Genomic DNA, 23,790 nt, shown 5'->3' on the forward strand with positions numbered 1-23,790 from the left:
CATCCTTAAAATCCGGACGACGGTTATAGCTTTCCGGTATTTGCGAGTTCAGTGAGACTTTCCGTGATGCTCTGGTCTTCATTCAGCGCCAGGCCGCTGACTCCCATGGCTCCCAGCACTTTGCCATTGGCGTCCTTCAGCAGATTGCCGCCTGCTAGCGGGGTGAGATCAGGACCGAAATAACTGGCTTCGAGATGATCCTGCTGCAGACGGGCGAAAAACTTATCCGTCGGAACGCCCATGCGAACAGCGGTAAATGCCTTGCTTTGCGAGATGTGAATGCTGCGGATTGGCGCACCTTCCATGCGCGCGAATGCCACCAGAAATCCGTATTGGTCGCAGACCGAAACACAGATCGGGCGATGAAAATCGGCTTCTGCTTTGGCGACTGCGCGTGAAATGAGCTTCTGCGCCAGGTCGAGGGTAAGCGTTCCTGAGGTCTCCATGAAGAACCTCCTTGGATGGGTTTTGGGAGCAAACGTTAGATAGATATCCCACCTGTATGCATGTTGTCCACAACAATAATTCACACGTGGACAAAAAAGCCAAAATGGCCCATAAGGACACTTTGTCTCCGGATGTCATGAGAAGGACTAAATCTTACTTGAGGAAGGAAATGAAGCGATTAGTCGATGGCTGTGCGTTCAAAAATCGAGGAGACGCTGGCACGCATGGAGGCTTCTCGCTTGCCCGAGTCAAAATCCTCCAGACGATCATGCATGCTGGTCCGAACGTGCTCGGCGATTAACTGCATGGCCCGCTCGGCGTTCTTCTCTACCATGGCATTCAGAAGATTCTGATGCTCGCGATAGATCTGTTCCAGGAGGGTTGCGGCATGGCCTCGGCGATAGCAGGCAAAGATCCGAATCAGAAGCCGGGTGTCATTCACCACCTTCTGAATACGCGAGTTTTGCGCCATGCTCATCAACATGGCATGAAAACTCAGATCATGTTCGATGAAGCGGTTCATCTGCTCAGGGTCCAGAGCCTCTGCACCAGAGGCATCCAGTTCCTTCCTGAGCGCCAGTAGGTCATCCACAAGGGCCTGGAGTCGAGCAATGTCATGCGAACGTATGCCCATCCGCACGATCTTGCCTACCTCATAAACTTCGAGCGCCTCGCGGAGTTCGTATAGCTCCACGATATCTTCGCGCGTGAGTTGCACGACCATAGTTCCGCCGGTCGGGCTCTGCTCCAGCAATCCCTCGGCGATGAGCTGACCAATGGCTTCGCGCACCGGAGTACGGCTGCTACCCAGCTCTTTCGCGAGTTCGACTTCGGAAATTGGATTGCCGGCCTTCAGATGCCCTGAAGCCACCCTGCGCTGAATGTACAAGTACGCCCGCTGCCGAGCCGATTGGGCTCTGCCTTTGCTCGCGCCTTGTGACCGTCTTGGCATCTCTAATTCCGAACATACTACAGCAGTTACGCTATGTCATCCATTCACAATTGGCAAATCGCCGAGCCCGAGTGAGCCGATGCCGCCGTTAGCACAGCTCAAACATGTCGTTCCACCACGTTGCAATAAGAAAGGGCGATCAAATCGCCCTTCCCTACTACCACCACCACCATCATCAATCTCCGCTTTCTTCTGTTAGCTGCATCCACTCGTTGAACCGCACGACTGGCACCGATAGCACGAGCCATTGCGAGTCATGATTGCGCCGCAAACATGACAGCTCGGGGCATCGCCCAAGTCCACCATCTCGCTCAGTGCGTCAGAGGCGTGCTGACTCTTGCTTGGCATCGGATCGCCATACAGTGATCCCTGCGTGCTCGAGGCAGCAATCGTTGTGACAGGTGCCGCAGGAGTGGTTGCCGCGTGTCCCGACGTGTGCGGACGCAGATCATCGAACAGGCTCTGCTGCTCACCCGTCAAGAAGCGCAAGTCCAGCCAGCGGAAGATGTAGTCCATGATCGAGTTGGCGTAGCCAATCTCCTGGTTCTGCGTCCATCCGCTCGGTTCAAATCGCGTATGAGCGAATTTGTTCACCAGCAAACGCAGCGGCACTCCATGCTGCAGTGCGATCGACACTGCGCAAGCGAAGCTATCCATCAATCCGCTGACCGTCGATCCTTCCTTGGCCATCGTGATGAACAACTCTCCCGGGCGTCCGTTCGGATACAGGCCCACCGTCAGGTAGCCCTCATGCGATCCAACCTTGAACTTGTGCGTCACCGAGAAGCGCTGATCCGGCAGCTTGTGGCGGCGTGCACTCGGAGGTCCTTCCAGATCCTCTTCTTCTGCCGCCAACACCGTCTTCTTCGCCTCGTCCTTCTTCGTCGTCAGCACCTGGTTCTGCTTCGAGCCGTCGCGATAGATGGCCACTGCCTTGATGCCCATTTTCCAGGCATCCACGTAAGCCGCGGAAATATCATCCACCGTTGCTTCGTTCGGCATATTGATCGTCTTCGAGATCGCGCCCGAGATGAACGGCTGCACAGCGGCCATCATCTTCAGGTGTCCATTCGGATGAATGCTGCGCGTGCCCTTCGCCGGCTTGAAAGCGCAATCGAAAACCGCCAGATGTTCCGGCTTGAGCTGCGGCGCGCCTTCAATCGTCCCGTGCTCGTCGATGTAGCTTACGATTGCATCTGCCTGCTCCGGCGTGTAGCCGAGCTTAAACAGCGCTTCAGGCACGGTGTTGTTGACAATCTTCATCATGCCGCCGCCAACCAGCTTCTTGAACTTCACCAGCGCCAGATCAGGCTCAACGCCCGTCGTGTCGCAGTCCATCATGAAGCCGATGGTGCCCGTCGGAGCCAGCACCGTCACCTGCGAGTTGCGATAGCCAAACTTCTCGCCATAGCTCAGTGCTTCGTCCCACACCTTCTGCGAAGCCTCGATCAGCGATGCCGGAACGTTGGCTTTCCCAATCTTCGCCACCGCCGCGCGATGCATCCGGATCACATCCAGGAATGGCTCGCGGTTGATGAAGTATCCGGGGCAGGCGCCATCCGTGTGTTCGACCTTCGCCGTCATCTCCGTTGCCGATGCCAGCACGGCAGCCTGCTCCGCCAGACGTGCCGATTGCAGGTAAGCTTCACCGCACATAATCGCCGTAAGGCACGCAGCATAGTCGCGTCCCGCATCGGAGTCATACGGCAGACCGGTCGCCATCAGCAGCGCGCCCAGGTTTGCGTAGCCCAATCCCAGAGGACGGTAGTCATGCGAGTTCTTCGCAATCATCTCCGTCGGATAGCCCGAGTGATCGACCAGAATTTCCTGCGCCGTAATCAGCACATCCACCGCATGCTTGTACGACTCCACGTCAAATGTGCCGGTCTGCGCGAACTTCACCAGGTTCAGCGATGACAGGTTGCAGGCCGAATCATCGAGGAACATGTATTCCGAGCACGGATTCGATGCATTGATGCGCGCCGAGTTCTTTGACGTGTGCCAACGATTGATCGTCGTATCGTACTGCATTCCCGGATCGCCGCACTCCCACGTCGCCTTGGCAATCTTGTTCATCAGGTCGCGTGCGCGGAAGTTCTTCACCGGCTTGTGTTCGCGCACCGAGCGGGTCGAGAACTCTTTGTCCTCCACCACCGCCTGCATGAACTCGTCCGTCACGCGAATCGAGTTGTTGGCGTTCTGGAAGAAGATCGAGCTGTACGCATCGCTATCCGGGCCGCTCGCGTCGTAGCCCTCGCGTGCCAGCGCAAATGCCTTGGCTTCTTCCTTCTGCTTGCACTCGATGAAGTCCACGATATCCGGGTGATCGATGTTCAGGATCACCATTTTTGCCGCGCGGCGTGTCTTTCCGCCTGACTTGATAACGCCCGCAAAAGCGTCAAAGCCCTTCATGAAGCTCAGCGGTCCCGACGCCTGTCCGCCGCCCGAGAGAACTTCGTTCGAGCCACGCAGCGGAGACAGATTCGTGCCCGTACCCGATCCCCACTTGAACAGCATGCCTTCCGTCTTAGCCAGCGTCAGAATCGAATCCAGCGAGTCCTGCACGCTGTTGATGAAGCACGCCGAGCACTGCGGATAGCTGTATCCGGTCACGCCAAACTCAATGCGCTTCGACTCCGGACTCCAGTGCCAGTTCTGCGCATCCGAGTTCGGTTCCGTGCGATCGCAACCCACGTTGAACCACACCGGCGAGTTGAATGCCGCGTACTGGTTCAGCAGCATGTGCACCAACTCGTCGTGGAAGATGTTGGCATCTTCTTTGCTGCGGAAGTAGCCATCCATGAAGCCCCAGTCGCGAATCGTCTCTGCCACGCGCGACACCAACTGGCGCACTCCGGATTCCCTCTGCTCGGTTCCAATCTGCCCATGCAGATACTTGCTGGCCACGATGTTCGTCGCGGTCATCGACCAGTCCTTGGGGACTTCTACGTTCTTCTGTTCGAAGATGACGTTCCCCTTGCTGTCCACGATCGACGCCGTGCGCAGCTCCCACTGCAACCGGTCATAGGGCGAGACACCCGCCTGGGTAAAGTGACGCTTAAAGGTCAGCCCCTGCGTCTGACGCTTCTGCTGTTGAGCAGCGGCCGTGCGCGCGCCGGCGGCATCCTGCGCGGACGCGGAAGCCGGACTAGCGGCGGAGGTCTTCTCGGTTACTTCGGCCATGTTAATGACTCCTTCGAAACTTTTGCGCAGCTATACTTGTGATCCAAACTCTGTTCACTTCATCGCCGGTCCGCTTAGGGACAATTCGACTGTGGCGATTCGCAGTAGCACGAGTCACCCGGCCTAACCGGCGGTCTTACGCTCCATGCGCACCAAAACGTGCGCTGCGAGCAAAATCTTTGAGAGATAGTGTTCCCGGCATGACGTCATTCATGACGACGGCAGCCTGCTTGATCTAGTCTTCCGAATCGGCGCCAAGCGCCTGCAGAAGCGGATGAAGCTGGACTTCCACTCGATCCCCGGAACCGCAAAACCCGGAAGATCGCAAATCAACCAACAACTGCTAGGATGCGAAACATAGCTCTTTATGTTGTGCCAGTCAAGCGCATACCGCAATATGTTGTATTTTAATTCAAAATCGCTACTTACACCGACACCCGGGCTGAGGATTTCTCCAGACTTCTGATCCTGCTTCGTCAGAGCTTCCGGCTAAATCACAGCTTCTGAAACACTTGCCTCTTTCTCGATCCAAATTCGGGGGAGCTATTGGCGAGCTACTCTTTCGTTGTAATCCCTTTGCACAAGAGTATCGGCTGGCAGATGCGAGACTAGAACGCCTTTCCAATCAGGTCAATTGCTCAAAATATGTGCAATGTGGAAACTCGTGTGGAAAAGCCAGCTACAAAGCTGACCGCAAAGTAGATAGGCTGTAACCGGATTCGCCCACAATATCTAGTGGTCGCCAATTCCCCAGCTTCGATTCCCTTTCCCGTTACCCTGAAACGTTACAATGGCCTTGATGAACCGAAACCGCGTCCTCAAACCGATTGTCTGGATCATCTGCCTTCTGCCCCTGGCCCAGCTCGTCCTTGGAGCCTTCACCGGAAACCTTGGTGCCAATCCCGTCGAGCGCATCACGCACCAGACCGGATCGACGGCGCTCATTCTGCTGTTTTCCAGCTTGGCTATCACGCCGCTGCGTAGGCTTAGCGGCATTCTCTGGCTCATTCAGTTCCGCCGTCTCATCGGACTTTTTTCGTTCTTCTACGCTTCGCTCCACCTGCTCACCTACCTCTGGCTCGATCAGGAATTCAGCATCCGCGCCATGGTTCATGACGTTGCCAAGCGTCCGTTCATCACCATCGGTACTCTCGCCTGGCTCCTGCTGTTTCCGCTCGCCGTCACCTCCACCCAGAAATCCATTCGTACCCTGGGCAAGAATTGGACGCGTCTCCATCGCCTTGTTTATGTTGCCGCTGCCGCCGCCAGCATTCATTTCTACTGGCTCGTTAAGCGTGACAAACGCGAACCCCTGATTTACATCGCCGTCCTCACCGCCCTGCTCGGATGGCGCCTTGCCGTCCGCGCCATCGCTCCGCAGAAACAGAAAGAGCAAAAAACCGTCAGCGTGAACTGATCCCATCTTGCTCACGCCGATGTACCCTTGCGCCGACGGGTTACTGTCTGCATTCTCCACAACATACCCCTGACAGCAGAAGGCATCCCGCTCGCATCCAACTGTGGAAACACCGGCCGACTGGAGATGCGATGGGGATCAAATGTGAAACCTGCGGAACCGTGAATCCCGCGATCAACCGCTATTGCGGCCAGTGTGGCAGGCGACTGGATCGCGCTGCCGCAACTGAATTCCCCGAGGACTTCTGGCGCGAGGACGAGGAACATCGCTCGGCCTCCGACATCGCTGCCGATCTGCCTCCCGAGGTGGTTGAGTACGACAACAACGTCCCTCTGATTGCCGCTGAAGGCACGGACCGGCGCATGCACACGCCTCCCGAGATAATCGAACAAGCGCAGGAAAGTCTTGAGCGCGAAGCCGAGCTTCATAATTACGCGCATCACTCCGGCGAAACTCACTTCAGCGCCCGCTCGCGAGAAGAGACCGAACGCGAAGACCTCCAACAAACGCGCGGTGAGTTCCTTCGCTGGGACATGCCCACCCGCGTCGAAGAGCGCATCGATGACAACGTCGCCGCCAACTACACAGAACCTTCGACAGCAGCTCACGAGAGCTTTCTCGCCGCCGAAGCCGAGCGCCCCCGTCGCACCGGCGTCAGCGGCCCATCATTCCTCGGCCTCACCGATGACGTTGTGTTCGAACAAGATGAGGAGATCGAGCCGCGCTCTCACACCGCGCGCAATGTCGCGCTAGCCGTGATTGCTCTTGTCGCCGTCCTCGCGGCCCTTGAGTGGCGTTCCATTCGCGACTACGGCTTGGCTTACGTGCAGAATGGCTCCATGAAGGTCGCCCGTCGCGACAAATCCACGCACAAGAATCCGCCCGCTGTCGCCGCCGATAACACCGGACTCGATCTTGGACTCCCGCCCGCTTCCGCCAAGCCCGGCATGCCTCAACCCACGCAAACCAGCCCGAACGCCGATCATCCCCTGCCAGTCAAGCAGGCCGAAAACACTCCGCCCCCGAGCGCCGCAACGACTCCTGCCACTCCAGCGCCCTCTGCTGCGAACGCAAACACCTCCACCGCCACTAACGCGACAGCACCCAACGCGCCGAGCACGACCGTCGCGAATGCCTCGAACACCACGGCTGCCCCAAACGCGACAGCCTCAAACTCCGCACCGCCAGCCACGACCGCCACCAACTCCGCCTCTGCAAATGCGAAGAACCCCGTCTCGAAAGCCGTACAACCGCCCGCGATGAGTTCACCGAACCCGGATGTCCCCGAGAGCCAGTCGCCGTCCGTCACGCCGCCACCGTCTAAGTCGTCGCGCACTCTCGCCAAGTCCACCACGTCGAAAGGCGACCGCAGCGCGTCGCGTCGCGCTCCAACCGCCGCGGCCTCAGCAAATACTGGAACCGACGAAATGAGCCGTGCCGCTCGCGCCAGCGATCCTGAAGCCCGCGCCGCCTGGCTCTGGAAAGCCGTTGGCAAAGGCAATCGCCAGGCGCCCGTCGAGTTGGCAAGAATGTACGAGCGCGGAGTAGGCGTCGTGCGCAGCTGCGATCAGGCTCGCGTCCTCCTCCGCTCCGCCTCCGCCAAAGGAAACGCCGAAGCCCGCACCGAGCTCCAGCGCCTCCCCCTCCACGGCTGCTACTAGCGGAAACAGCACCACTCTCGAGGTGCCCATCCTAAACTCGCGCTTCTCGCGAATTTAGGGTGGGTAGTTGCCTTTGCTCTTGCTGTTATTTTTGTTTTTGCTTCCGATTTGAGGTGTCATCCTGAGCGAATCGAAGGATCCCAGCCGCCGCTCATCCCTTACGTATGTTGAAGGTCACCTGCCTCAATACCGCAGATGCCCCTCATCCCATGAAGGTGATTGATTTAACGCCACCAGGTGGCCCCTCAACGCTCTTTTCGTTGAGTGGGGTAGTTGCCCCTGCAGTTGTTCTTGAATGCAGACCTTACCTCGCCAGCACCTTCTCCCTATCCTTCGCTCCCAGCCTCTCGCAAGCCGTCCTCAGCACCAGCCTCGGAGCCTTCTCCCGAATCGCCATCAGCAGCGGAATCGTCCTCGCGCCGTCAAACCGTGCCGTCTCCCTCAGCAGCCACGCCAGCCCCTTGCGCACCATGTCGTCTTCATCTTCCAGCAGCGCCTGTGTGATCTTCTGCACCTCATCCCAGAACAGCCCCTGGTTCGTCCCGCGCAGCAGCGCCACTGCCGAGGCTCTCCGCTTCCACCTATTGCCCGAGCGTGCCCAAACGAAGACCTTCTTCACTCTCCGCGGATCCGCCACCATCATCGGCCCAATGATGTATTGCACCAGCGCGTCATGATCTGCCCATGTGCTCACTCTGTCGAGCCACTGCTCAAACAGCTTGAAATGTGCGGGTGTAAATTCCGCAACATAAGGCTGCAGCAACAGCACCGCAAGCACCTTTTCTTCGAGCACGCATCCCTGGAACAGCTCATCCGCCACGGCAATCAAGTAATCGACACCTTCTTCGCCGCGAATCACGCGCCCCATGCGCCGCGCCAGCTTGCGCAATTCTTTCGTGTACCATCCGCGCGACTGTATCTCTTCCTTGAAGAACCACTGCACCTCCGCCGTATGCGGAGCGCTTCCTCCATCGATCAACACTCGCCGCAAATGATCTGCAATATAGCGAACCGGCTTTGCCATGAGCAGTATTGAAGCACACCCGTAAAGACGAAAACAGTGACTCCCACGGACGACGATACAGGTTTCCACAGCGAACGAACACAGGTGCCCACAGCGAACGAACACAGGTGCCCACAGCGAACGAACACAGGTGCCCCACCTCTGCCCGTATTTGGCAGAGGTGGGTGTTTTGCTTTTGAATTTTCCTTTTGCTTTTCGCTCTGAACCGAGCCCGATGTCCCACACATGCCATATCTTGGCATGCAATACGCGAACCTTACCTCTGCACTCTACTCGTAGAACACCGCCACCTTTTCCGCATCTGGCTTCGGAGTCACCAAACTCACCGCCACCAGTGCAAACACGCTCACAATCAGTGCCGGGAAAATCGCATCCCTCTCGCCAATCATGCGCGGCAGATGCGTTTTCACCGAATCCCACGCCACCGTGATCGCCGTTCCCGACAGCAGACACGCCACCGCGCCTTCCTTCGTCGCTCTCCGCCAGAAGAATGCCGCCATCACCACCGGAGTGATCGCCGCCGAATATATGGTGTACGCATACATCGCCTTTTCCAGCACCGAAGTCAGCTTGATGCCCTGCACCAGCGCCCACAGCCCGAGTCCCACCACGAGCACCCTCGACACCAGCAGAACATTTTTCTGCGTCGCATCCGGACGGATGAATCGCGTGTACACGTCGTTGATCAGGTTCGTCGCCGGAGAGAACAAGTAATTGTTCGCCGTCGAAATCACCTTGGCAAACACCGCTCCCATCAGCAGCGCGCCCACCATTGCAGGCAGATAATTTCTCGCCGTGTACGGAATGATCTCCCTCGGCGCAAAGTCTTCTGCACTCGCCTGCCCGTGCGCCCGCAGGAACAGCCCCGAGCCCACTACCGCCAGCGAGACAATCAGTGTCTCCAGCACCACGGTTCCAACCACCCATCCCACCACTGCCGCGCTTGCGTCTTTCTCAGTCTTCGCCGAGAAGAACTTCTGATACATCGACTGATTGCCGATCATCAGCAGGAACGTCGGGAAGAAATACTCCAGCGCCCTGATCAGCGCCTCCCCTACATTCTGCTGCCCTGCCCCATTCCTGCCCCAATCACCAAACAGCGTGAAGTGCGTCGCCGGAATCGCCCCATGCAGACCGCTCCATCCTCCCACCTGGCCAAACAACGCAGGCAGCGCAATGAACCCGATCACCGTGATCAGCATTCCGATGACGACATCCATGTACGCCACCGAAGCCATTCCCGCCAGCGCCGTAAACACAATCACAAATGCCGCAATGATCAGTGTCCCCTGCGTCTTCGCAATCGCCGGAAAGATCAGGTGCATGATGTCGCCGCCCGCACGGAACTGGTAGCTGGTGATCGCCGTGTATGCAAACAGAATTGCAATCGTTCCCAGCACGCGAGCCGCCGTGTTGTAGCGCGCCTCCAGCAGATCGGGAATCGTGAATTGCGCAAACTTCCTTGCCCGTGGCGCGACGAAGTAAATGATCAGCAATCCCGCCCAACCGCCCGCCGGCTGCCACAGCGCCGCAAAGCCATTTCGAAACGCGTTCTCCGCCCCCGCAAACAGCGACCCCGCGCCGATCCACGACGACAGCAAGGTAAACACCAGCACATAAGCAGGAAGCGAGCGTCCAGCGACAAGGTAGTCGGCCTTGGTCTTCACCTTGCGCATCTGCCACACACTCACAGTGAGCAGCGCGCTCACGATCACCGTGAGGACCACGGCATAAAGATTCAGCATCTACACTCCGAAAAAAGGCGAGATATGAGACGTGAGTAGAACGACAACTATCTTACATGCTGGCAAAACCAGTAGATAACTCCGACCGTGCAATGGTGCAAATGGTGAAATGGTGCAATGGTGAAATGGTGCAATGGTGAAATCGTGAAATGGTGCCCCACCTCTGCCCTTTTTTGGCAGAGGTGGGTGTTTTTGCCTTTGCTTTAGCATTCAGCCTTGCCACCAACGGTCCCGGTGCCCCACCTCTGCCTTCCTTTGGCAGAGGTGGGACGGAAAGCAAACAAATCTCCGAAAGCCGCTGCCCCAGAATCACCGCTCGACAGGAGTCCTACACTCCCAGCACTTTCTTCACCTGATCTGCCGTCACTCCCCGCACCGCGATCAGCTTGTTGCGCCCCGTCTCCCCCGACACAATTTCCACTGCCGACTTCGCCACCCCAAACACTTCCGCAAGATACGCAACAACAGCTTCGTTCGCCTTCCCATCCACCGGAGGCGCCGTGATCGCCAGCTTCACCGCGTCGCCCATCACTCCGGCGAATGCGTTGCGGCTCGCTCTCGGCTGCACTCTCAAAGCGAACTGCGCTCCTCGCGCCGTATCGCGAACCGCGAATGCCATCACCCGGCCACCGCAAAGAAGAACTCAAACACCGCAAGCAGCCCCGTCGCCAGCGCCGCCGGCTGATGCAGCACGTTCCCCGGATATCGGTACAGCACTCCGATACACATCCCGCCCGCCAGCGCCGTCACCAGTGCCGTTGTCCATGCAAGAAAGTGGTCATTCCTGCGCTGCGAACGCACCGCATTCATCAGCCCCATCGAGACAATCGCCACCGCTGCGCCGCCCGTCCACGGTCCGCGCAGCATCGCCACTCTCGGCACCCACGCCGCCAGAAAGTGCGCTGCTCCCAGCAGCACCAGCGCCCACGCAAATAGCGTATCGATCCACTTCATTGGCCCGGCTCCTCATAAGGTGCGGCATACGGCCGCGAACCAAAAATCGCCGTGCCTACGCGCACGCACGTCGAGCCTTCCTCAATCGCCACCTCAAAATCGTGCGACATTCCCATCGACAGTTCCTTCAATTCCACTCCGCTCTGCTTGCTCAACTTGTCCCTCAACTCGCGCAGCTTTCTGAAATACTCGCGCGCGCCCTCCGGATCTTCCGTGTACGGCGGCACTGTCATCAGTCCGCAAATCCGCACATGCTCCAGCCCGGATTGCGCTGCCAACAACTTCCCCAGCTCTTCCGACTCCGGAGCCACGCCCGACTTCGCTTCCTCGCCGCCAACGTTCACCTCAATCAGCAAATCGAGCTTGCGATTCAGCTTCCCTGCCGCTTCATTCAGCCGCTCTGCCAACCGCAGCGAATCCACGCTATCCACCGCGTCAAACAACTCTGCCGCCTTTGCTGCCTTGTTCGACTGCAAATGCCCAATCAGGTGAAATTTCGCGTTCGCCCTCTGCGCCTCCGCAGCAACCTCATCGCGCTTGCCCGCAAACTCCTGCACCCGGTTCTCGCCAAAGAGCCTTTGCCCTGCGGCAATCGCCTCCCTTATCGCCGATGTCGGATGCGTCTTCGAGACCGCCATCAGAGCGACTTCGCCCGGATCTCGTCCCGCGCGCCGCGCCGCTTCGGCCACGCGCTCGCGCACCTTTGCCAGATTCTCTGCAACAGTCATAGCTGCGAACGATTGTAACCGCACCGTGCTTTGCCCTGAACACACCTAGGGCCCTGTCCTCTTCATCAGAGTTCCGACTCCCGTGAACTAGGGGTGTTTAACGAGCTCGGTGCTGGATTCGACTACTTATCTCCAGCAACCCTGAAACGTAAGCTGTTTCCAAGCTCATGAAGAAGTCCTTGGGAACACTGTTTTCAGCAATCCTGCTGCTGGCCGCAATTTCGTGTGCACCGTTCGGCACCGATCCGTTTCACTCGCTTGTCGAGGCCAAGACCCGCAACACATCTGCTGCCGGAGCCCGATTCATCGAAGCCAAAAACACCTCTCAGTCCAGCGGCAATCGCAGCCGCACCTTCCGAGCCCCTTCCCGACCGGCAGAATCCTTCGGACGCTACGCCAACCCTCTCCCGATTTCTCTCGCCGACGGAACCAACATCGAAAGCTGCCCCGATCCATCCATCATCCGTTCGCAAACCGCCGGTGACGATGCCTGGTACATGTATTGCACCAACGACAGCTTCCACGACGGCGGCCCACTGCACTTGATGGCCATCTCGCGCTCCACCGACCTCGCCCACTGGACCTACGTTGCCGACGTCTTTCGCGCCATGCCCAGCTTCCTCCCCGCCAACAGCGGACTCTGGGCACCCGACATCCAGTTCTTCAACGGCAAGTACTACCTCTACTACTCCAGCTCGCTCAGCCCCAAGGGCCCTGCCATCTACGTTGCCACCAGCGACCGCCCTGAGGGACCCTTCACCCCCGTCCCCACTCCCGTCATCGCCCAGGAGCAGCAGCCCGACGGTCTCTGGCGCGACTTCATCGATTCCAATATCGCCACCGAAGGCGGCCAGCGCTACATCATCTATGGCAGCTTCCGCGGAGGCATCGCCGTCCGCCGTCTGTCTGACGACGGCTTCTCCACCATCTCCGGCGAAACCCAGATCTCTCCCTCCTACCGCTACGAAGGCAGCTACATCGTGCAGCACGATGGGTACTACTACCTGTTTCTCTCTGCTGGAACATGCTGTGCCGGATCTGGCAGCGGCTACGGAGTCTTCGTCGCCCGCGCGCCTCACGTCCTCGGTCCTTATGTTGATAAGGACGGAGTCTCCCTCATGGATCGCAACGTCGGCGGCACGCCTGTCGTCATGATGAATGGCAACCGCTGGCTCGGCCCCGGACACAACGCCACCTTCACCGATCCCAGCGGGCAGGACTGGATGCTTTATCACGCTGTCGATGCCAACCAGCCCACCTTCTCCAGCGGTTGGACTCGCCGCCCCGCCATGATCGATCCCATTCAGTGGAGCGATGGCTGGCCCACCGTCCGCGCCGGTGCCGGAGCCTCCGATGAGCTCGAACCCGCTCCCGCCCGCACCGCCAACACTCCGCCGCTCGCCGCCATCCCCGCTGCGCAGGAATCCATGGGCGCGGTCATGCCCTCCTACAGCGCCGACTTCCACTCCGTCAACACTCTGAGCAACTGGAGCTGGATTCACGGCTACCCCAGCGGTCTCATCGGCACCATGGGCATTCAGAACGGAGCGCTCATCTTCCCCACCCAACCCGCCGACATGCGCGAGGATCGCCACGACGCCTCCCTACTCTCCGAACCTGCTCCGTCAGGCGATTACGTTGTTGAGATCAAACTCGGCAACAACCTTCCCGCCACGGGACAACATAATTTCGTCGAAGGCGGCCTCGTCATCTACGGCGACGACACCCACTACCTCAAGCTCACCATGCAATCCATCGCCGATACAATACAGCTCGAGTTTGCGCGCAAAGATGGCCCCGGAAGCTTTGGCCGTGCTTACCTCGCCTCCTCCGCCCCTGAAACATGGCTACGCATCGCCCGCCACGGCTCCATGTACACCAGCTATTCCTCTCGCGACGGCGCCCAATGGACTCACGGCCCAAGCTGGACACTCACTGCCAGCCACACCCGCATTGCTCTCATCAGTGCCGGAGGCGCAGGCTTCATCAATCGCTTCGAATACGTTCATGTCGGAGAGCGGCAGTAGTCTCGGCGTTCTCCCGCCTTGCCAGATTGCACCTCTCCGCCGTGTAAGCGCCCCGCCCGTGACACAATGATCAGTTGCGGATTGCAGGGTCGCGTCGCATCGCCCTGCCCGCGCCCGCATCCAACAGAGACACCGGATGGCCTTTGCCATTCACGAGGCGAAACACCGAACCATGACTTCAATCATGACCCGAACCATTACGCGAATCTTTGCTCTACGAACACTCAGCGCTCTTCTGTTGTGCCTGTTGTCTGTGCCCCTCTTCGCCCAGGAAGGCGAAGGCCCCCTGCAGAACATTCCTCCCAAGGGCATCACGGTCGAGGAAGTCATTCACCGCTTCGCCACCAAAGAGAAGGAGTTCAAGACCGCTCGCGAACAGTACACCTGGACGCAGAGCGTAAAGGTTCAAACCCTCGAAGGCAGCACCGTCGATGGCGAATATCAGCAGGTGTTCGACGTTGTGTTTGACGATCGTGGCAAGCGCATTCAGCAGGTGAAGTTCGCGCCGCAAAACACGCTGACGCGCATCGACATGACGCAGGAAGACCTCGACGACATCGAAAAGCGCATGCCCTTCACCATGACCATCGACGACCTCCCCTCCTATGAAGTCAAGTACCTTGGCCAGCAGCAGGAGGACGAGCTCAACTGCTACGTCTTCGACCTCAGCCCCAAGAAGATCGAGAAAGGCCAGCGCTATTTTGAAGGCCGCATCTGGGTCGACGACCACGACTACCAGATCGTGAAAACCTACGGCAAAAACGTTCCCGACCTCGTGAAAAAGAAGGGGCAGGAGAACCTATTCCCGCGTTTCACCACATGGCGCGAACAAATCGATGGTCAGTACTGGTTCCCCACCTACACCAAGGTCGATGACAACCTGCACTTTTCCATGGGCGATGTCCACATCCGCCAGGTAGTGAAATATGAGAACTACCGCCGCTTCGGCTCCCAGACCAAGATTCTCTATGAAGGTCAGGAAGTCAAAGGCGCGGACGAAGATCAAAAGAACAAACCGCAGGACCAGGCCCCGCCGCATAAATAGCGGACAAACAAGCTAAAGCGCTGCAGCGCGGCGCTCTAGCCTTGTTTGCATCGTTTGTATTGCAAATGCCAATACTTGGGGTTCAATCGGCTTGTGCACCACCGCGCAATTTTCCGGTCTAGCTCTCCATGCCCCATTCACCCCGCCAGCACAGACGATGATCGCGCAGTTCGGATCCGTTTCGCACAGCTCGCCGATTGCCTTAACGCCCTCAATTCCGGGCGCCGGGAAATCGACCACGACCGTTGCCACCGACCTGTGAATGCCGCGATGCATGCGTGGGGCGTCCTTCCCGCTTGCCACGCTCAACCTGGAGAATCCCAATCCCTCCAGCAATCCTTTCGTTGCATTCCGAAAGACGTTGTCGTCGCTGGCAATAAGGACTACGTTCCGCTGCTTCGCCTTCCCACCATCGCTTTCACTCTCAATCACCCTCTGAATCTCCAACGGAAGGGATTGCAGTGAATCAGCGAAGCAAACGTGTAGCTCCTCGAGCCCTAAGCCCTCGTGTGCAAATCGCCCGACGATAATCTGGGAAATTTCCGGCCTCGCCTCGTGCAGCCTTCGCGCAATCTCGGCCTGCAACTCAGGTGTGGCATTCGCATACGGCAGTACTGCCGCCGCGATCCGGGGAACAGCTCTCAGCACCGCGGCCGCGCTTTCCGCTGTGGTTGCTGCAATCACTTCAAAGTGGCCCACGCTTGAGAGTTGATGACTCGCCGCAAAGCTGGACTTCGAACCTTCTACGCAAAGAATGACCGGTAATGGCATAGCGATGTATCACCGCATAGATGCCATTGCCGCTGTCACTCCAACATGTCAGGCGAAGATATTCTTATTCTCAACTGTGTATAAAGTTGAACAGTCGGGCGCCCAGCTCATGCCGCGTTTGGCAGAGATCGATCGGCAGCGGCCTGGATGAACTTCTTCATCACATTGGCCCACATCACCTTCTTGCGCACGGCGCTTTCCTTCACCGTTCTTCCTGCGGCAAACATCGAGAGCAGCACCTTCATTTTCACAACGCGCAAAATCTCTCGTTCCTGCTCCGTCGCTCCATATGCATCAAGGAAGTTCTCCTGCACCTCGGTTGTGATCGTCCGGTTGCAGAACGGATACTTTTCCAACGCCTCCACGCACGCCAGGAATGTTGCCGGGTCCGTGTACGTGCTCCCATCTTCTTCCATGCGAGCGAAATCGCTGAAGCCCACTCCGCTTTCCAGCACCGTCACATTCAGCGGAGAGAAATCGTTCAGCACCGTCGAATTCGTCAGCGGCTTCTTCGCCCTATCCAGAATCGCCCGTGTGCCGGAGAGAATCTTCCGGATCGATCCATCATCAAGGCCTTCACCCTTGCAGCTATGGCACAGCTTCTCGAGTTCCACCTGCAGCGCATCGCCATTCAGCGGCTTCGGAGGCTTCGCCGTAATCTTCTGAAAAGCCCTCAGCCACGAGCCGCTCGCCGTTGCCGCACTCTGCAGCAGCCCCACGCCCATGTATCCCGGCAGCAGTGCCGCCTTCATGATGATCGATTGCAATGGAATTCCCGCCAGCTTCTGGCTTACCACCGCGCCCAGTTCGCTGAAGTCCCCAATCGGCCTCGGTATCCCGCAGAATTGCTTCTCGATCGCAATGCTGTGGATCGAGCGCAAGTTCTCTGTCTCCGTCTGTGCCATGCTGCGTGCGCCGGTCTGTCCGCACTTGCCGGATTTGTAAAGTTTCGCCGCCAGCCGCTCGTTGCCGTTGGCAAAATCGATTACGAGTTCGTAAATGTAGTGATCCGATTTCGGCGTATGACCTACGACGCGAACGGCACGCGGCTCACCCAGTTCCGGAAACCACTGTGCGGCGTTGCTTCGTAATGATTCCGCAATCTGATCCATCGCATTTTCTGACATTGCTTCTCCAACCGCCTCGCACTCTCGACGAGAAAACGGACCGACGTAAACGGCGCTATATAGAGTTTGATGCGAATGCCTGTGCAGAGCTGGAGGTACTAAGGTGAGATTGAGGAGATTCAGGCAAAAGAGAACCGGCAGCTTCTCACGCTTGTAAATAGCGTTTCAAAGCACACCGGTCCCCGACTCATCGAAATGAATCGCCGTTCAGCCTAATAGAACAGATACTTTCGCCACTTCGCATCGCTGCGTCCCATCATGCGCATCAGGTGACGGCTCGTATGCAGCGAGAACGGACGCGGCTCTTTCATCGGACGCATGCCACACTCGTGAGGCATTGCATTTCCCTTCCTGCGATTGCACTCATGGCAGCATGCCACAAGGTTCTCCCACGTCGAGAGCCCTCCGCGCGAACGCGGTATCACATGATCGAGCGTCAACTCGCCTGCCGGCAACACAACGCCGCAGTATTGGCACGTATTGCGGTCTCTCAGCAGAATGTTCTTACGCGACAGTGCTCGTGTCTGGTGTGGAATGCGTCGATATTCGAGCAGTCGAATCACCGACGGCACTCGCATCGCAACTCTGGATGAATGCAGGAAATGTCCGTTGATTTCCTCGGTCGCCGCCACACCCTTCAGGACGAGTACGATGGCGCGCCGGGCCGCACAAATATTGATAGGTTCGTAGGAAGCGTTCAGTACAAGCACGGGAGCGTGCATCGCCGTGTATCCGCGCTCGGCGAGATCGTTATGCGAACGGATTGCTCTGTGACTCTCCATTGGCGTTAATCCCCAAGTCTGCCTGCGCACGCCCCGCGTGCCAGTCAGCTGGTTGCTCTCCAAAAAACAATTGGATGCCACGACGCTGGAGGAGGGTTCCCGGCGTCGTGCCCGCCGCCGACGGCCCCGGTACGGATGGACCCGCCAACATTGGACGGAATGACAATTGACTTGCATCTGATTCGGCTTCCAACAAAACAGCGCTGGATCGCTCCAGCGCACTCTGCTCTACCCGTCCGAGCGCCCGCGCCGGAGTCACCACCCATACTCGCGCCGCGCCCGCGTGTCGCAACTCGCGTGCGCATTCCGAGGCTGTCGCTCCGGTCGTAAGCACATCGTCCACCAGCAGAATCTCTCGCCCTTTTATGCGTTCACGCGATGTCACCTTGAACGCGCCGCGAATCTGTAGCCTTCGCTGCTCGGCCGTCAGCGCCACTTGCGATTCCACGAATCGCACCCTCAGCAGCGACGTAACATCCAGCGTCAGCTTGCGCGCGATCGCCTGCTCCATGCCGCGTTGAGCGGCCCGCGCAATCAGCTCCGCCTGGTTAAATCCTCTTCCACGCAACCTCGCCTTGTGCGCCGGCACGGGAATCATCAGCAACTCCGGAACGTCGATGTCCCCTTCCAGTTGCAGCGCCGCCTCTGCCGCCAGCTTTCCCAACACGTTCGCCACCGGACGCACCCGCTCATATTTCAGCAAGTGAACCAGTTGCCGCAGCACGCCCGTGTACGAACCGAAATTCACCGCCCGCGCAAACGCCGGACTGTCGCCTGCGCAAACCGGACAGCACGCATCGCCAAACGCCGCCTCGGTCGTGGCGAGCACGTTCCCACACACATTGCAGCGCGGCAGGTCAATTGACTTGATCGAGTCGATACAGGAGGAGCAAACCGGAACACGCGAAACAGAGAAGAGGGAGGACTGGCAGATCCGGCAATCGGAAGGAAACAAGGCCGCAAGAAGGCTTTTCACCGCATCTCCCACAACTCGCGGAGCCAGCGGTTTTGCCTTCGGTATCATGTCCCAGCTACTGCTGAAGACCGGCCTCCTTTGAAAAACCAGAAGCTCTCACGGGCACGCACCCGCAGCTTCGATGCTCTCCAGTATACCACTTTGATTCCTCCCAAGAACCCCACAAACACTCCCAACCGCAACATTCATCAGACTTTCAATAAGCTTGTCATCCTGAGCCGAAGGCGAAGGACCCCTCCCCCTCCACCAAACCTCGGGGTAACCACCACGCCCGCACCCACCACCCCCGGAGTACATTGTTCAATTGAAATGAGCCGTAATCCCCATCTCGCCCATTCCGTCCAATGGTATGAACGGCGATGGCTGAGACATACATAGTTCCGATGATGACCGAAGCGGGATGGACCGCTGCTGAATTCGACGACATCGTTCGCGAGCACCAGGCGCGCATCTACCGCCTGCTCTGGTGCGAGCTGCGTGACGACGAAGCGGCTGCCACCCTCACGCAAGATTGTTTTCTCAAGGCCTATCGCGCCCGCACCGAGTTCCGCGGCGAATCGAGTGTCAGCACATGGCTCATTCGCATCGCCGTCAATCTCGCACGCGATTACCAGCGCAACCGCCGACAGAGTTTCTGGCGCCGCATTCTCGGCACCAATGAAAAAGAAGCGGAACTGGCCGCCGCATACGCCATCGATGCAACACCTCGGGCCGACCGCAGCTTGATCGCCCGCGAAGAACTGCAACGCACCATGGATGCTGTGAAAACGCTCTCGCCCCAGCAGCAGACAGCCTTTCATCTGCGCTTCATCGAAGAGCTTTCCATCGAAGAAGTCGCCTCCGCCATGGGCGTCGAGCTTGGAACCGTCAAGTCACACTTGTCCCGGGCCGTGCAAGCCCTGCGGCAGCAAAGGAAAAAGAAATGAACCATCTCAGCGACGAACAATTCGCGCAGTGGCTGGCTGGCGAAGCCGACCACGAATCCCAGGCGCACCTCCACCTTTGCGAGGAGTGTCGAGCTGAGGCCACGGCCTTGCGCGATGGCATCTCGCGCTATGCTTTCGCAGTTCGCCACCAGGCTGCACAATCCGAAGCGGCCCACATCGCTCGCAATTTCAAGCCGCAAAAAGTCCTGGCGTTGCATCGTTTGCGCTGGGCAGGCGCTGGACTATTGGCGCTGGCGCTGGCGGCCCCCACGGCTTGGATGTTGCGTTCGCACCCCCCCGCGATGTCATCTCAGCCGGCCACCAGCGTGTCTTCCACTCCCACCGCCGCGCAGGCCGTGAATGCAGCACAGCCATCCGCGTCCACTTCTGCCGAGCAAGCTCACGCGCAGATCAGCGATGACCAGCTACTGGAAGCCGTAAACGACGACCTCAACCGTGAAGTGCCGAAGGCGCTCGCTCCCGTCAGCATGATCACCACGGAGCGCAATGAAATCGCCGCCTCGCATTTGCAAACAGGTACCAACCCAGTTTCGGTATTTGAAGGAGAAAGTAGATGATTCGAAAGTTGCTAGTTGCAAGTCTATTGTTCTGCGGACTTGCCATCGCACAACCCGCACCCCACTCCGGTCCCGGAGGCCGCGGTCTTCACGCCGGTCCGCCCCCCATGCACGGCGGCGGAGAACTTCATGGCATGTTGCCTCCCGGCCGCTGGTGGAAGGACGCTGATGTCGTAAAGAACATCGGCCTCAACGACACCCAGGTGCAGAAGATCGAACAGATCTTCCAGGACAGCCGCCTGAAACTCGTCGATGTTCACGCCAACCTGCAGCGTGAAGAGCTCAAGCTCGAGCCACTTCTCGAGGCCGACAATCCCGACGAGAACGCCGTGCTGGCTGCCATCGACCGCATCACCAGCGCCCGTGCTTCGCTTGAGAAGGCGAATGCGCAAATGGCCTTTGCCATCCGCCGCGTCCTCACCCCCGAGCAGTGGAAGAAACTTCGTGCCCAGCGTCCTCACCGCGAACACTTCCCGCCGCCCACGATGGGCCCGCAAGGCCGCATGCAGCCCCCAGCCCCCGTCTCCCCGAGCGGCCCCGCCCCTCAGGGCGACAAACCCAGCCCCGACTCCGAACGATAACCCTGTCCCACTCCGCCTGCGGTGAAGCCTCCCTCCCCGCAGGCTTTTCTTTTCTCCTGCCTTTGCCTCTGCCTCTGCCTTTGCCTCTGCCTCTGCCTTTGATTTCTGCTTTTGATTTTTGATTTTGACTTTGAGGTGTCATCCTGAGCGAAGCGAAGGACCTCGGGTTTGCTTTTGCTTTTGCTCTTGCCTCTGCTTTTGCCTGTGGTCCGAGGGTCATCCAGAGCGCAGCGAAGGATCCCAGCGCCGTCCCCATCGCCACCGCCCAGCAAGGTCACCAATAACCGCTCTAGCTTGTTGTTTGTTGTTGTAATCCTAAGCAAAGGCCCCAAGCAGTCCTCCATCCCCGCCCGCGCACTTGCTTTGTCCTTGTTACAAGGTGCCATTCCGCCCGCATGCGCGCCCCTTACCTCCTCACCGGCAAGTCAATCCCATACGCTCGGAAGCCGCCTTCCTTCACCAACAGAAAACTCAGCAGCGTTCCCGGCAGTCCGACAATGAAGGAAATAATTCTCCAGAATCCATCCGCATTGTTCTGAGCCCTCATCCCTGCATAGCTAATGTTTGCCAGCATCCACATCCCCGAAACGCCTGTTGCCTGGATCTGCGATGGGCTGAATGTCCCGTTCCCTTGCGCCCACAGCGGCGAACTCATCACGATTACAAAGATTGCCATTATCAGACTGCGACTCCCATCGAACATAGAATGCATTGACATAACCTCGATTATGATCTGTACGCATTTGAACTCTCGACGGACTATACGCGATTTTCCCGTCGCTTGTTCCCCTTGCCACCGTCCCCACGCGATGCATATACTACCCGGTTTGCTTTCGGGGCGAGGACGGGGAAAACCCTGCCTTTCACCATCGTCATCCGAAGCTGACGTTGCACAGAAGGGGAAACCGCATGGCAACCGTTATTGATCCGCATATGGAAACAAATCCCTGGGAAGCGCAGGCAGCACGATTCGAACTCGCTGCCCGCAAACTCGGCCTTGACCCGGGCCTCTGGAAAATCCTCAGCCAACCCGCACGCGAAATCACCGTCCACATCCCCGTGCAAATGGACGACGGACGCATCGAGTTGTTCACCGGATATCGCGTGCAGCACTCGATCGCGCGCGGCCCTGCCAAGGGCGGCATCCGTTACGCACCCGAAGTCAACTTGGACGAAGTTCGCGCTCTCGCCGCTTGGATGACCTGGAAATGCGCCGTCGTCAACATCCCGTTCGGCGGAGCCAAAGGCGGAATCATCTGCGATCCTAAAACCATGTCACGCGGCGAACTCGAGCGCATGACGCGCCGCTTCACCGCCGAACTCATCGAGGTCCTCGGCCCCGAAAAAGACGTTCCTGCCCCCGACATCAACACCAACGAGCAGACCATGGCCTGGATGATGGATACCTATTCCATGCACATGCGCCAGACCGTCAACGCCGTCGTCACCGGCAAGCCCATCGAGATCGGCGGCTCACGCGGGCGTCGCGAAGCCACCGGCCGAGGCGTAATGCTCGTCACCAATCAGGCTGTCAAGAAACTCGGCATGCTCCCCTGGAACACCCGCATCATCGTTCAGGGCTTCGGAAACGTCGGTTCCTACGCCGCACTTCTTCTGCACGAGCAGGGCTACCCCGTCACCGGCATCGCCGAGTGGAACTGCGGCCTTCACAACCCCAAGGGCATCAACATCCGGCAGCTATTCGAATACAAGGCTGCCAACGGCACCATCATCGGATTCCCCGGAGCCGAACCCGCCGACCCGCGCGAACTTCTCGTCTCCGAATGCGAAGTCCTCGTCCCCGCCGCCATCGAGAACGTCATCACCACCCACAACGCAGGCAAGATCAAGGCCAAGATCATCGCTGAAGGCGCCAATGGTCCCACCACCGCCGCCGCCGACGAAATCCTCCAGGAGAAAGGTGTATTCATCATCCCCGACATCCTCGCCAACGCCGGAGGCGTCACCACGTCCTATTTCGAATGGGTGCAGGACCGTCAGGGATATTTCTGGAAGGAAGACTTCGTCAATTCCGAACTCGAACACATCATGACCTCGGCCTTCAACGACGTTGTGCGCTACGCCGAGTCCCACGATGTCAACAACCGAATTGCGGCCTACATGCTCGCCATCGACCGCGTCGCCTCCACCATCAAAACCCGCGGCATCTACGCCTGACGCAATCGCTTTGGTGCCCCACCTCTGCCCTCTTTTGGCAGAGGTGGGGCTGTTGCCGTTGCACTTGCCGTTACTCTTGCCGTCGCTTTTTTACTCTTGCTCCTGCTTTTGCTTTTGCTTTTAAGGTGTCATCCTGAGCGAAGCGAAGGACCTCGGGGTTGCTTTTACCTTTGTTCTTGCGAACCGAACGCCCCTCTCCGCCCTTCCTATCCCCTCTCTCCTCCCAGCACCTCCACCGGAAACACCTGCGTCTCCTTCGTATTAAAGTCAAAACTCACCACCACCCAGGTCTGTTCCGTCCGATACACCACAAACTTCGCAAACAGCGGTCCGCGTTCGAAATTCAGAATCAAGTACACCACCCGTGTTCTCGCCGACAGGTCCACAATCGTCACCGGATCGAATCCGCGATACACGCCATAAATTTCCTGCACCTGCTGCAGATTCCTCGCCTGCACCATGACCTCGCGGCTGCCTTCCAGCGGACCGTTCTTGATCCACGACCGCACCGCCTCATCCGGCCCGTGGTCCTTATACGACTGCAAGCCCGTCAGCACGATGTACGGCACATCCTCATGCGGTCGCTTCCTGTTCACAGCAGACTCTTCTGCCAGCGTCGCCACTGCGCTCAACACAACAGCACAAAGACAAATGAAATACACCGTCTTTCGCATATCTCGCCTTTCAG

The 23,790-nt window shown here is 58.4% G+C and carries 22 protein-coding genes; 8 read left to right on the plus strand and 14 right to left on the minus strand.

Going from position 1 to position 23,790, the window contains the following annotated elements; genetic code table 11:
• Positions 1 to 23: 23 nt before the first annotated feature.
• The 3 genes from AC6IY8_RS11115 to AC6IY8_RS11125 all read right to left on the minus strand — a co-directional run bounded on the left by AC6IY8_RS11115 (position 24) and on the right by AC6IY8_RS11125 (position 4,582).
• A complete protein-coding gene (locus AC6IY8_RS11115) occupies positions 24 to 446 on the minus strand; it encodes a GlcG/HbpS family heme-binding protein (protein WP_497774527.1) in 423 nt (140 codons plus the stop codon).
• Between the two features lie 179 nt (positions 447 to 625).
• Positions 626 to 1,399 (minus strand): GntR family transcriptional regulator, encoded by a 774-nt coding sequence (locus AC6IY8_RS11120; RefSeq protein ID WP_497774528.1) that lies wholly within the window; start codon positions 1,397 to 1,399, stop codon positions 626 to 628.
• Between the two features lie 195 nt (positions 1,400 to 1,594).
• Entirely contained in the window at positions 1,595 to 4,582 is a 2,988-nt protein-coding gene (locus AC6IY8_RS11125) for a vitamin B12-dependent ribonucleotide reductase (protein WP_497774529.1), read from the minus strand.
• A 790-nt stretch (positions 4,583 to 5,372) separates the two neighbouring features.
• On the opposite strand from AC6IY8_RS11125, the gene msrQ reads away from it, so the two are divergent.
• Together msrQ and AC6IY8_RS11135 are read left to right on the plus strand one after the other, a co-directional pair.
• The gene (msrQ, locus tag AC6IY8_RS11130) at positions 5,373 to 5,999 is read left to right on the plus strand and encodes a protein-methionine-sulfoxide reductase heme-binding subunit MsrQ (RefSeq protein WP_497774531.1); all 627 of its coding nucleotides are present in this window, start codon (positions 5,373 to 5,375) and stop codon (positions 5,997 to 5,999) included.
• Between the two features lie 131 nt (positions 6,000 to 6,130).
• Positions 6,131 to 7,660 (plus strand): hypothetical protein, encoded by a 1,530-nt coding sequence (locus tag AC6IY8_RS11135; RefSeq protein WP_497774532.1) that lies wholly within the window; start codon positions 6,131 to 6,133, stop codon positions 7,658 to 7,660.
• Positions 7,661 to 7,964: 304 nt separating this feature from the next.
• Here AC6IY8_RS11135 and AC6IY8_RS11140 read toward each other — a convergent pair whose 3' ends face one another.
• From AC6IY8_RS11140 to AC6IY8_RS11160, 5 genes are all read right to left on the minus strand, one after another.
• The gene (locus tag AC6IY8_RS11140; RefSeq protein ID WP_497774533.1) at positions 7,965 to 8,684 is read right to left on the minus strand and encodes a DNA alkylation repair protein; all 720 of its coding nucleotides are present in this window, start codon (positions 8,682 to 8,684) and stop codon (positions 7,965 to 7,967) included.
• 269 nt (positions 8,685 to 8,953) lie between these two features.
• On the minus strand, positions 8,954 to 10,429 hold the full coding sequence (locus AC6IY8_RS11145; protein WP_497774534.1) for a sodium:solute symporter family protein: 1,476 nt from the start codon (positions 10,427 to 10,429) through the stop codon (positions 8,954 to 8,956).
• A gap of 328 nt (positions 10,430 to 10,757) precedes the next feature.
• A complete protein-coding gene (locus AC6IY8_RS11150; protein WP_497774535.1) occupies positions 10,758 to 11,048 on the minus strand; it encodes a DUF167 domain-containing protein in 291 nt (96 codons plus the stop codon).
• A complete protein-coding gene (locus tag AC6IY8_RS11155; RefSeq protein ID WP_497774537.1) occupies positions 11,048 to 11,383 on the minus strand; it encodes a hypothetical protein in 336 nt (111 codons plus the stop codon). Before AC6IY8_RS11155 ends, AC6IY8_RS11150 begins: the two co-directional genes overlap by 1 nt.
• A complete protein-coding gene (locus tag AC6IY8_RS11160; RefSeq protein ID WP_497774538.1) occupies positions 11,380 to 12,111 on the minus strand; it encodes a YggS family pyridoxal phosphate-dependent enzyme in 732 nt (243 codons plus the stop codon). The genes AC6IY8_RS11155 and AC6IY8_RS11160 overlap by 4 nt, the downstream gene beginning before the upstream one ends.
• 167 nt (positions 12,112 to 12,278) lie before the next feature.
• On the opposite strand from AC6IY8_RS11160, the gene AC6IY8_RS11165 reads away from it, so the two are divergent.
• Positions 12,279 to 14,138, plus strand: a complete 1,860-nt coding sequence (locus tag AC6IY8_RS11165) for a glycoside hydrolase family 43 protein (RefSeq protein ID WP_497774539.1) — start codon at positions 12,279 to 12,281, stop codon at positions 14,136 to 14,138.
• Between the two features lie 184 nt (positions 14,139 to 14,322).
• Positions 14,323 to 15,183, plus strand: coding sequence for a hypothetical protein (locus AC6IY8_RS11170; RefSeq protein ID WP_497774540.1), 861 nt, complete (start codon positions 14,323 to 14,325; stop codon positions 15,181 to 15,183).
• Between the two features lie 12 nt (positions 15,184 to 15,195).
• On the opposite strand, the gene AC6IY8_RS11175 is transcribed toward AC6IY8_RS11170, so the two are convergent.
• The 4 genes from AC6IY8_RS11175 to AC6IY8_RS11190 all read right to left on the minus strand — a co-directional run bounded on the left by AC6IY8_RS11175 (position 15,196) and on the right by AC6IY8_RS11190 (position 18,839).
• The gene (locus AC6IY8_RS11175) at positions 15,196 to 15,954 is read right to left on the minus strand and encodes a hypothetical protein (protein WP_497774541.1); all 759 of its coding nucleotides are present in this window, start codon (positions 15,952 to 15,954) and stop codon (positions 15,196 to 15,198) included.
• A 107-nt stretch (positions 15,955 to 16,061) separates the two neighbouring features.
• Positions 16,062 to 17,081, minus strand: a complete 1,020-nt coding sequence (locus tag AC6IY8_RS11180) for a hypothetical protein (RefSeq protein WP_497774542.1) — start codon at positions 17,079 to 17,081, stop codon at positions 16,062 to 16,064.
• A gap of 212 nt (positions 17,082 to 17,293) precedes the next feature.
• On the minus strand, positions 17,294 to 17,863 hold the full coding sequence (locus tag AC6IY8_RS11185; RefSeq protein WP_497774543.1) for an HNH endonuclease: 570 nt from the start codon (positions 17,861 to 17,863) through the stop codon (positions 17,294 to 17,296).
• Positions 17,832 to 18,839: a ComF family protein gene (locus tag AC6IY8_RS11190; protein WP_497774545.1), complete on the minus strand. Its 1,008-nt coding sequence runs from the start codon at positions 18,837 to 18,839 to the stop codon at positions 17,832 to 17,834. Before AC6IY8_RS11190 ends, AC6IY8_RS11185 begins: the two co-directional genes overlap by 32 nt.
• Before the next feature lie 359 nt (positions 18,840 to 19,198).
• On the opposite strand from AC6IY8_RS11190, the gene AC6IY8_RS11195 reads away from it, so the two are divergent.
• Genes AC6IY8_RS11195 through AC6IY8_RS11205 form a run of 3 tightly spaced genes read left to right on the plus strand, consistent with a single transcriptional unit; the run spans position 19,199 to position 20,924 of the window.
• Complete coding sequence (locus AC6IY8_RS11195) at positions 19,199 to 19,765, plus strand: RNA polymerase sigma factor (protein ID WP_497774546.1); 567 nt, start codon at positions 19,199 to 19,201, stop codon at positions 19,763 to 19,765.
• Complete coding sequence (locus AC6IY8_RS11200; protein ID WP_497774547.1) at positions 19,762 to 20,343, plus strand: hypothetical protein; 582 nt, start codon at positions 19,762 to 19,764, stop codon at positions 20,341 to 20,343. Before AC6IY8_RS11195 ends, AC6IY8_RS11200 begins: the two co-directional genes overlap by 4 nt.
• Positions 20,340 to 20,924, plus strand: coding sequence for a Spy/CpxP family protein refolding chaperone (locus AC6IY8_RS11205; RefSeq protein WP_497774548.1), 585 nt, complete (start codon positions 20,340 to 20,342; stop codon positions 20,922 to 20,924). Before AC6IY8_RS11200 ends, AC6IY8_RS11205 begins: the two co-directional genes overlap by 4 nt.
• A 406-nt stretch (positions 20,925 to 21,330) precedes the next feature.
• Here the strand turns inward: AC6IY8_RS11205 and AC6IY8_RS11210 are convergent, their stop codons facing one another.
• Complete coding sequence (locus AC6IY8_RS11210; RefSeq protein ID WP_497774549.1) at positions 21,331 to 21,600, minus strand: hypothetical protein; 270 nt, start codon at positions 21,598 to 21,600, stop codon at positions 21,331 to 21,333.
• A gap of 233 nt (positions 21,601 to 21,833) precedes the next feature.
• Here AC6IY8_RS11210 and AC6IY8_RS11215 point away from each other — a divergent pair, with 233 nt between their 5' ends.
• On the plus strand, positions 21,834 to 23,102 hold the full coding sequence (locus tag AC6IY8_RS11215) for a Glu/Leu/Phe/Val family dehydrogenase (protein ID WP_497774550.1): 1,269 nt from the start codon (positions 21,834 to 21,836) through the stop codon (positions 23,100 to 23,102).
• A gap of 206 nt (positions 23,103 to 23,308) precedes the next feature.
• Here AC6IY8_RS11215 and AC6IY8_RS11220 read toward each other — a convergent pair whose 3' ends face one another.
• On the minus strand, positions 23,309 to 23,776 hold the full coding sequence (locus AC6IY8_RS11220) for a hypothetical protein (RefSeq protein WP_497774552.1): 468 nt from the start codon (positions 23,774 to 23,776) through the stop codon (positions 23,309 to 23,311).
• Positions 23,777 to 23,790: the final 14 nt, after the last annotated feature.

Source organism: Koromonas soli (assembly GCF_059726265.1).

What these genes read in the sequence shown, in the direction of transcription:
- AC6IY8_RS11115 (WP_497774527.1), bottom strand. Translation starts at nt 446, where the DNA reads ATGGAGACCTCAGGAACGCTTACCCTCGACCTGGCGCAGAAGCTCATT.
- AC6IY8_RS11120 (WP_497774528.1), bottom strand. Translation starts at nt 1,399, where the DNA reads ATGCCAAGACGGTCACAAGGCGCGAGCAAAGGCAGAGCCCAATCGGCT.
- AC6IY8_RS11125 (WP_497774529.1), bottom strand. Translation starts at nt 4,582, where the DNA reads ATGGCCGAAGTAACCGAGAAGACCTCCGCCGCTAGTCCGGCTTCCGCG.
- msrQ (WP_497774531.1), top strand. Translation starts at nt 5,373, where the DNA reads ATGGCCTTGATGAACCGAAACCGCGTCCTCAAACCGATTGTCTGGATC.
- AC6IY8_RS11135 (WP_497774532.1), top strand. Translation starts at nt 6,131, where the DNA reads ATGGGGATCAAATGTGAAACCTGCGGAACCGTGAATCCCGCGATCAAC.
- AC6IY8_RS11140 (WP_497774533.1), bottom strand. Translation starts at nt 8,684, where the DNA reads ATGGCAAAGCCGGTTCGCTATATTGCAGATCATTTGCGGCGAGTGTTG.
- AC6IY8_RS11145 (WP_497774534.1), bottom strand. Translation starts at nt 10,429, where the DNA reads ATGCTGAATCTTTATGCCGTGGTCCTCACGGTGATCGTGAGCGCGCTG.
- AC6IY8_RS11150 (WP_497774535.1), bottom strand. Translation starts at nt 11,048, where the DNA reads ATGGCATTCGCGGTTCGCGATACGGCGCGAGGAGCGCAGTTCGCTTTG.
- AC6IY8_RS11155 (WP_497774537.1), bottom strand. Translation starts at nt 11,383, where the DNA reads ATGAAGTGGATCGATACGCTATTTGCGTGGGCGCTGGTGCTGCTGGGA.
- AC6IY8_RS11160 (WP_497774538.1), bottom strand. Translation starts at nt 12,111, where the DNA reads ATGACTGTTGCAGAGAATCTGGCAAAGGTGCGCGAGCGCGTGGCCGAA.
- AC6IY8_RS11165 (WP_497774539.1), top strand. Translation starts at nt 12,279, where the DNA reads ATGAAGAAGTCCTTGGGAACACTGTTTTCAGCAATCCTGCTGCTGGCC.
- AC6IY8_RS11170 (WP_497774540.1), top strand. Translation starts at nt 14,323, where the DNA reads ATGACCCGAACCATTACGCGAATCTTTGCTCTACGAACACTCAGCGCT.
- AC6IY8_RS11175 (WP_497774541.1), bottom strand. Translation starts at nt 15,954, where the DNA reads ATGCCATTACCGGTCATTCTTTGCGTAGAAGGTTCGAAGTCCAGCTTT.
- AC6IY8_RS11180 (WP_497774542.1), bottom strand. Translation starts at nt 17,081, where the DNA reads ATGTCAGAAAATGCGATGGATCAGATTGCGGAATCATTACGAAGCAAC.
- AC6IY8_RS11185 (WP_497774543.1), bottom strand. Translation starts at nt 17,863, where the DNA reads ATGGAGAGTCACAGAGCAATCCGTTCGCATAACGATCTCGCCGAGCGC.
- AC6IY8_RS11195 (WP_497774546.1), top strand. Translation starts at nt 19,199, where the DNA reads ATGGCTGAGACATACATAGTTCCGATGATGACCGAAGCGGGATGGACC.
- AC6IY8_RS11200 (WP_497774547.1), top strand. Translation starts at nt 19,762, where the DNA reads ATGAACCATCTCAGCGACGAACAATTCGCGCAGTGGCTGGCTGGCGAA.
- AC6IY8_RS11205 (WP_497774548.1), top strand. Translation starts at nt 20,340, where the DNA reads ATGATTCGAAAGTTGCTAGTTGCAAGTCTATTGTTCTGCGGACTTGCC.
- AC6IY8_RS11210 (WP_497774549.1), bottom strand. Translation starts at nt 21,600, where the DNA reads ATGGCAATCTTTGTAATCGTGATGAGTTCGCCGCTGTGGGCGCAAGGG.
- AC6IY8_RS11215 (WP_497774550.1), top strand. Translation starts at nt 21,834, where the DNA reads ATGGCAACCGTTATTGATCCGCATATGGAAACAAATCCCTGGGAAGCG.
- AC6IY8_RS11220 (WP_497774552.1), bottom strand. Translation starts at nt 23,776, where the DNA reads ATGCGAAAGACGGTGTATTTCATTTGTCTTTGTGCTGTTGTGTTGAGC.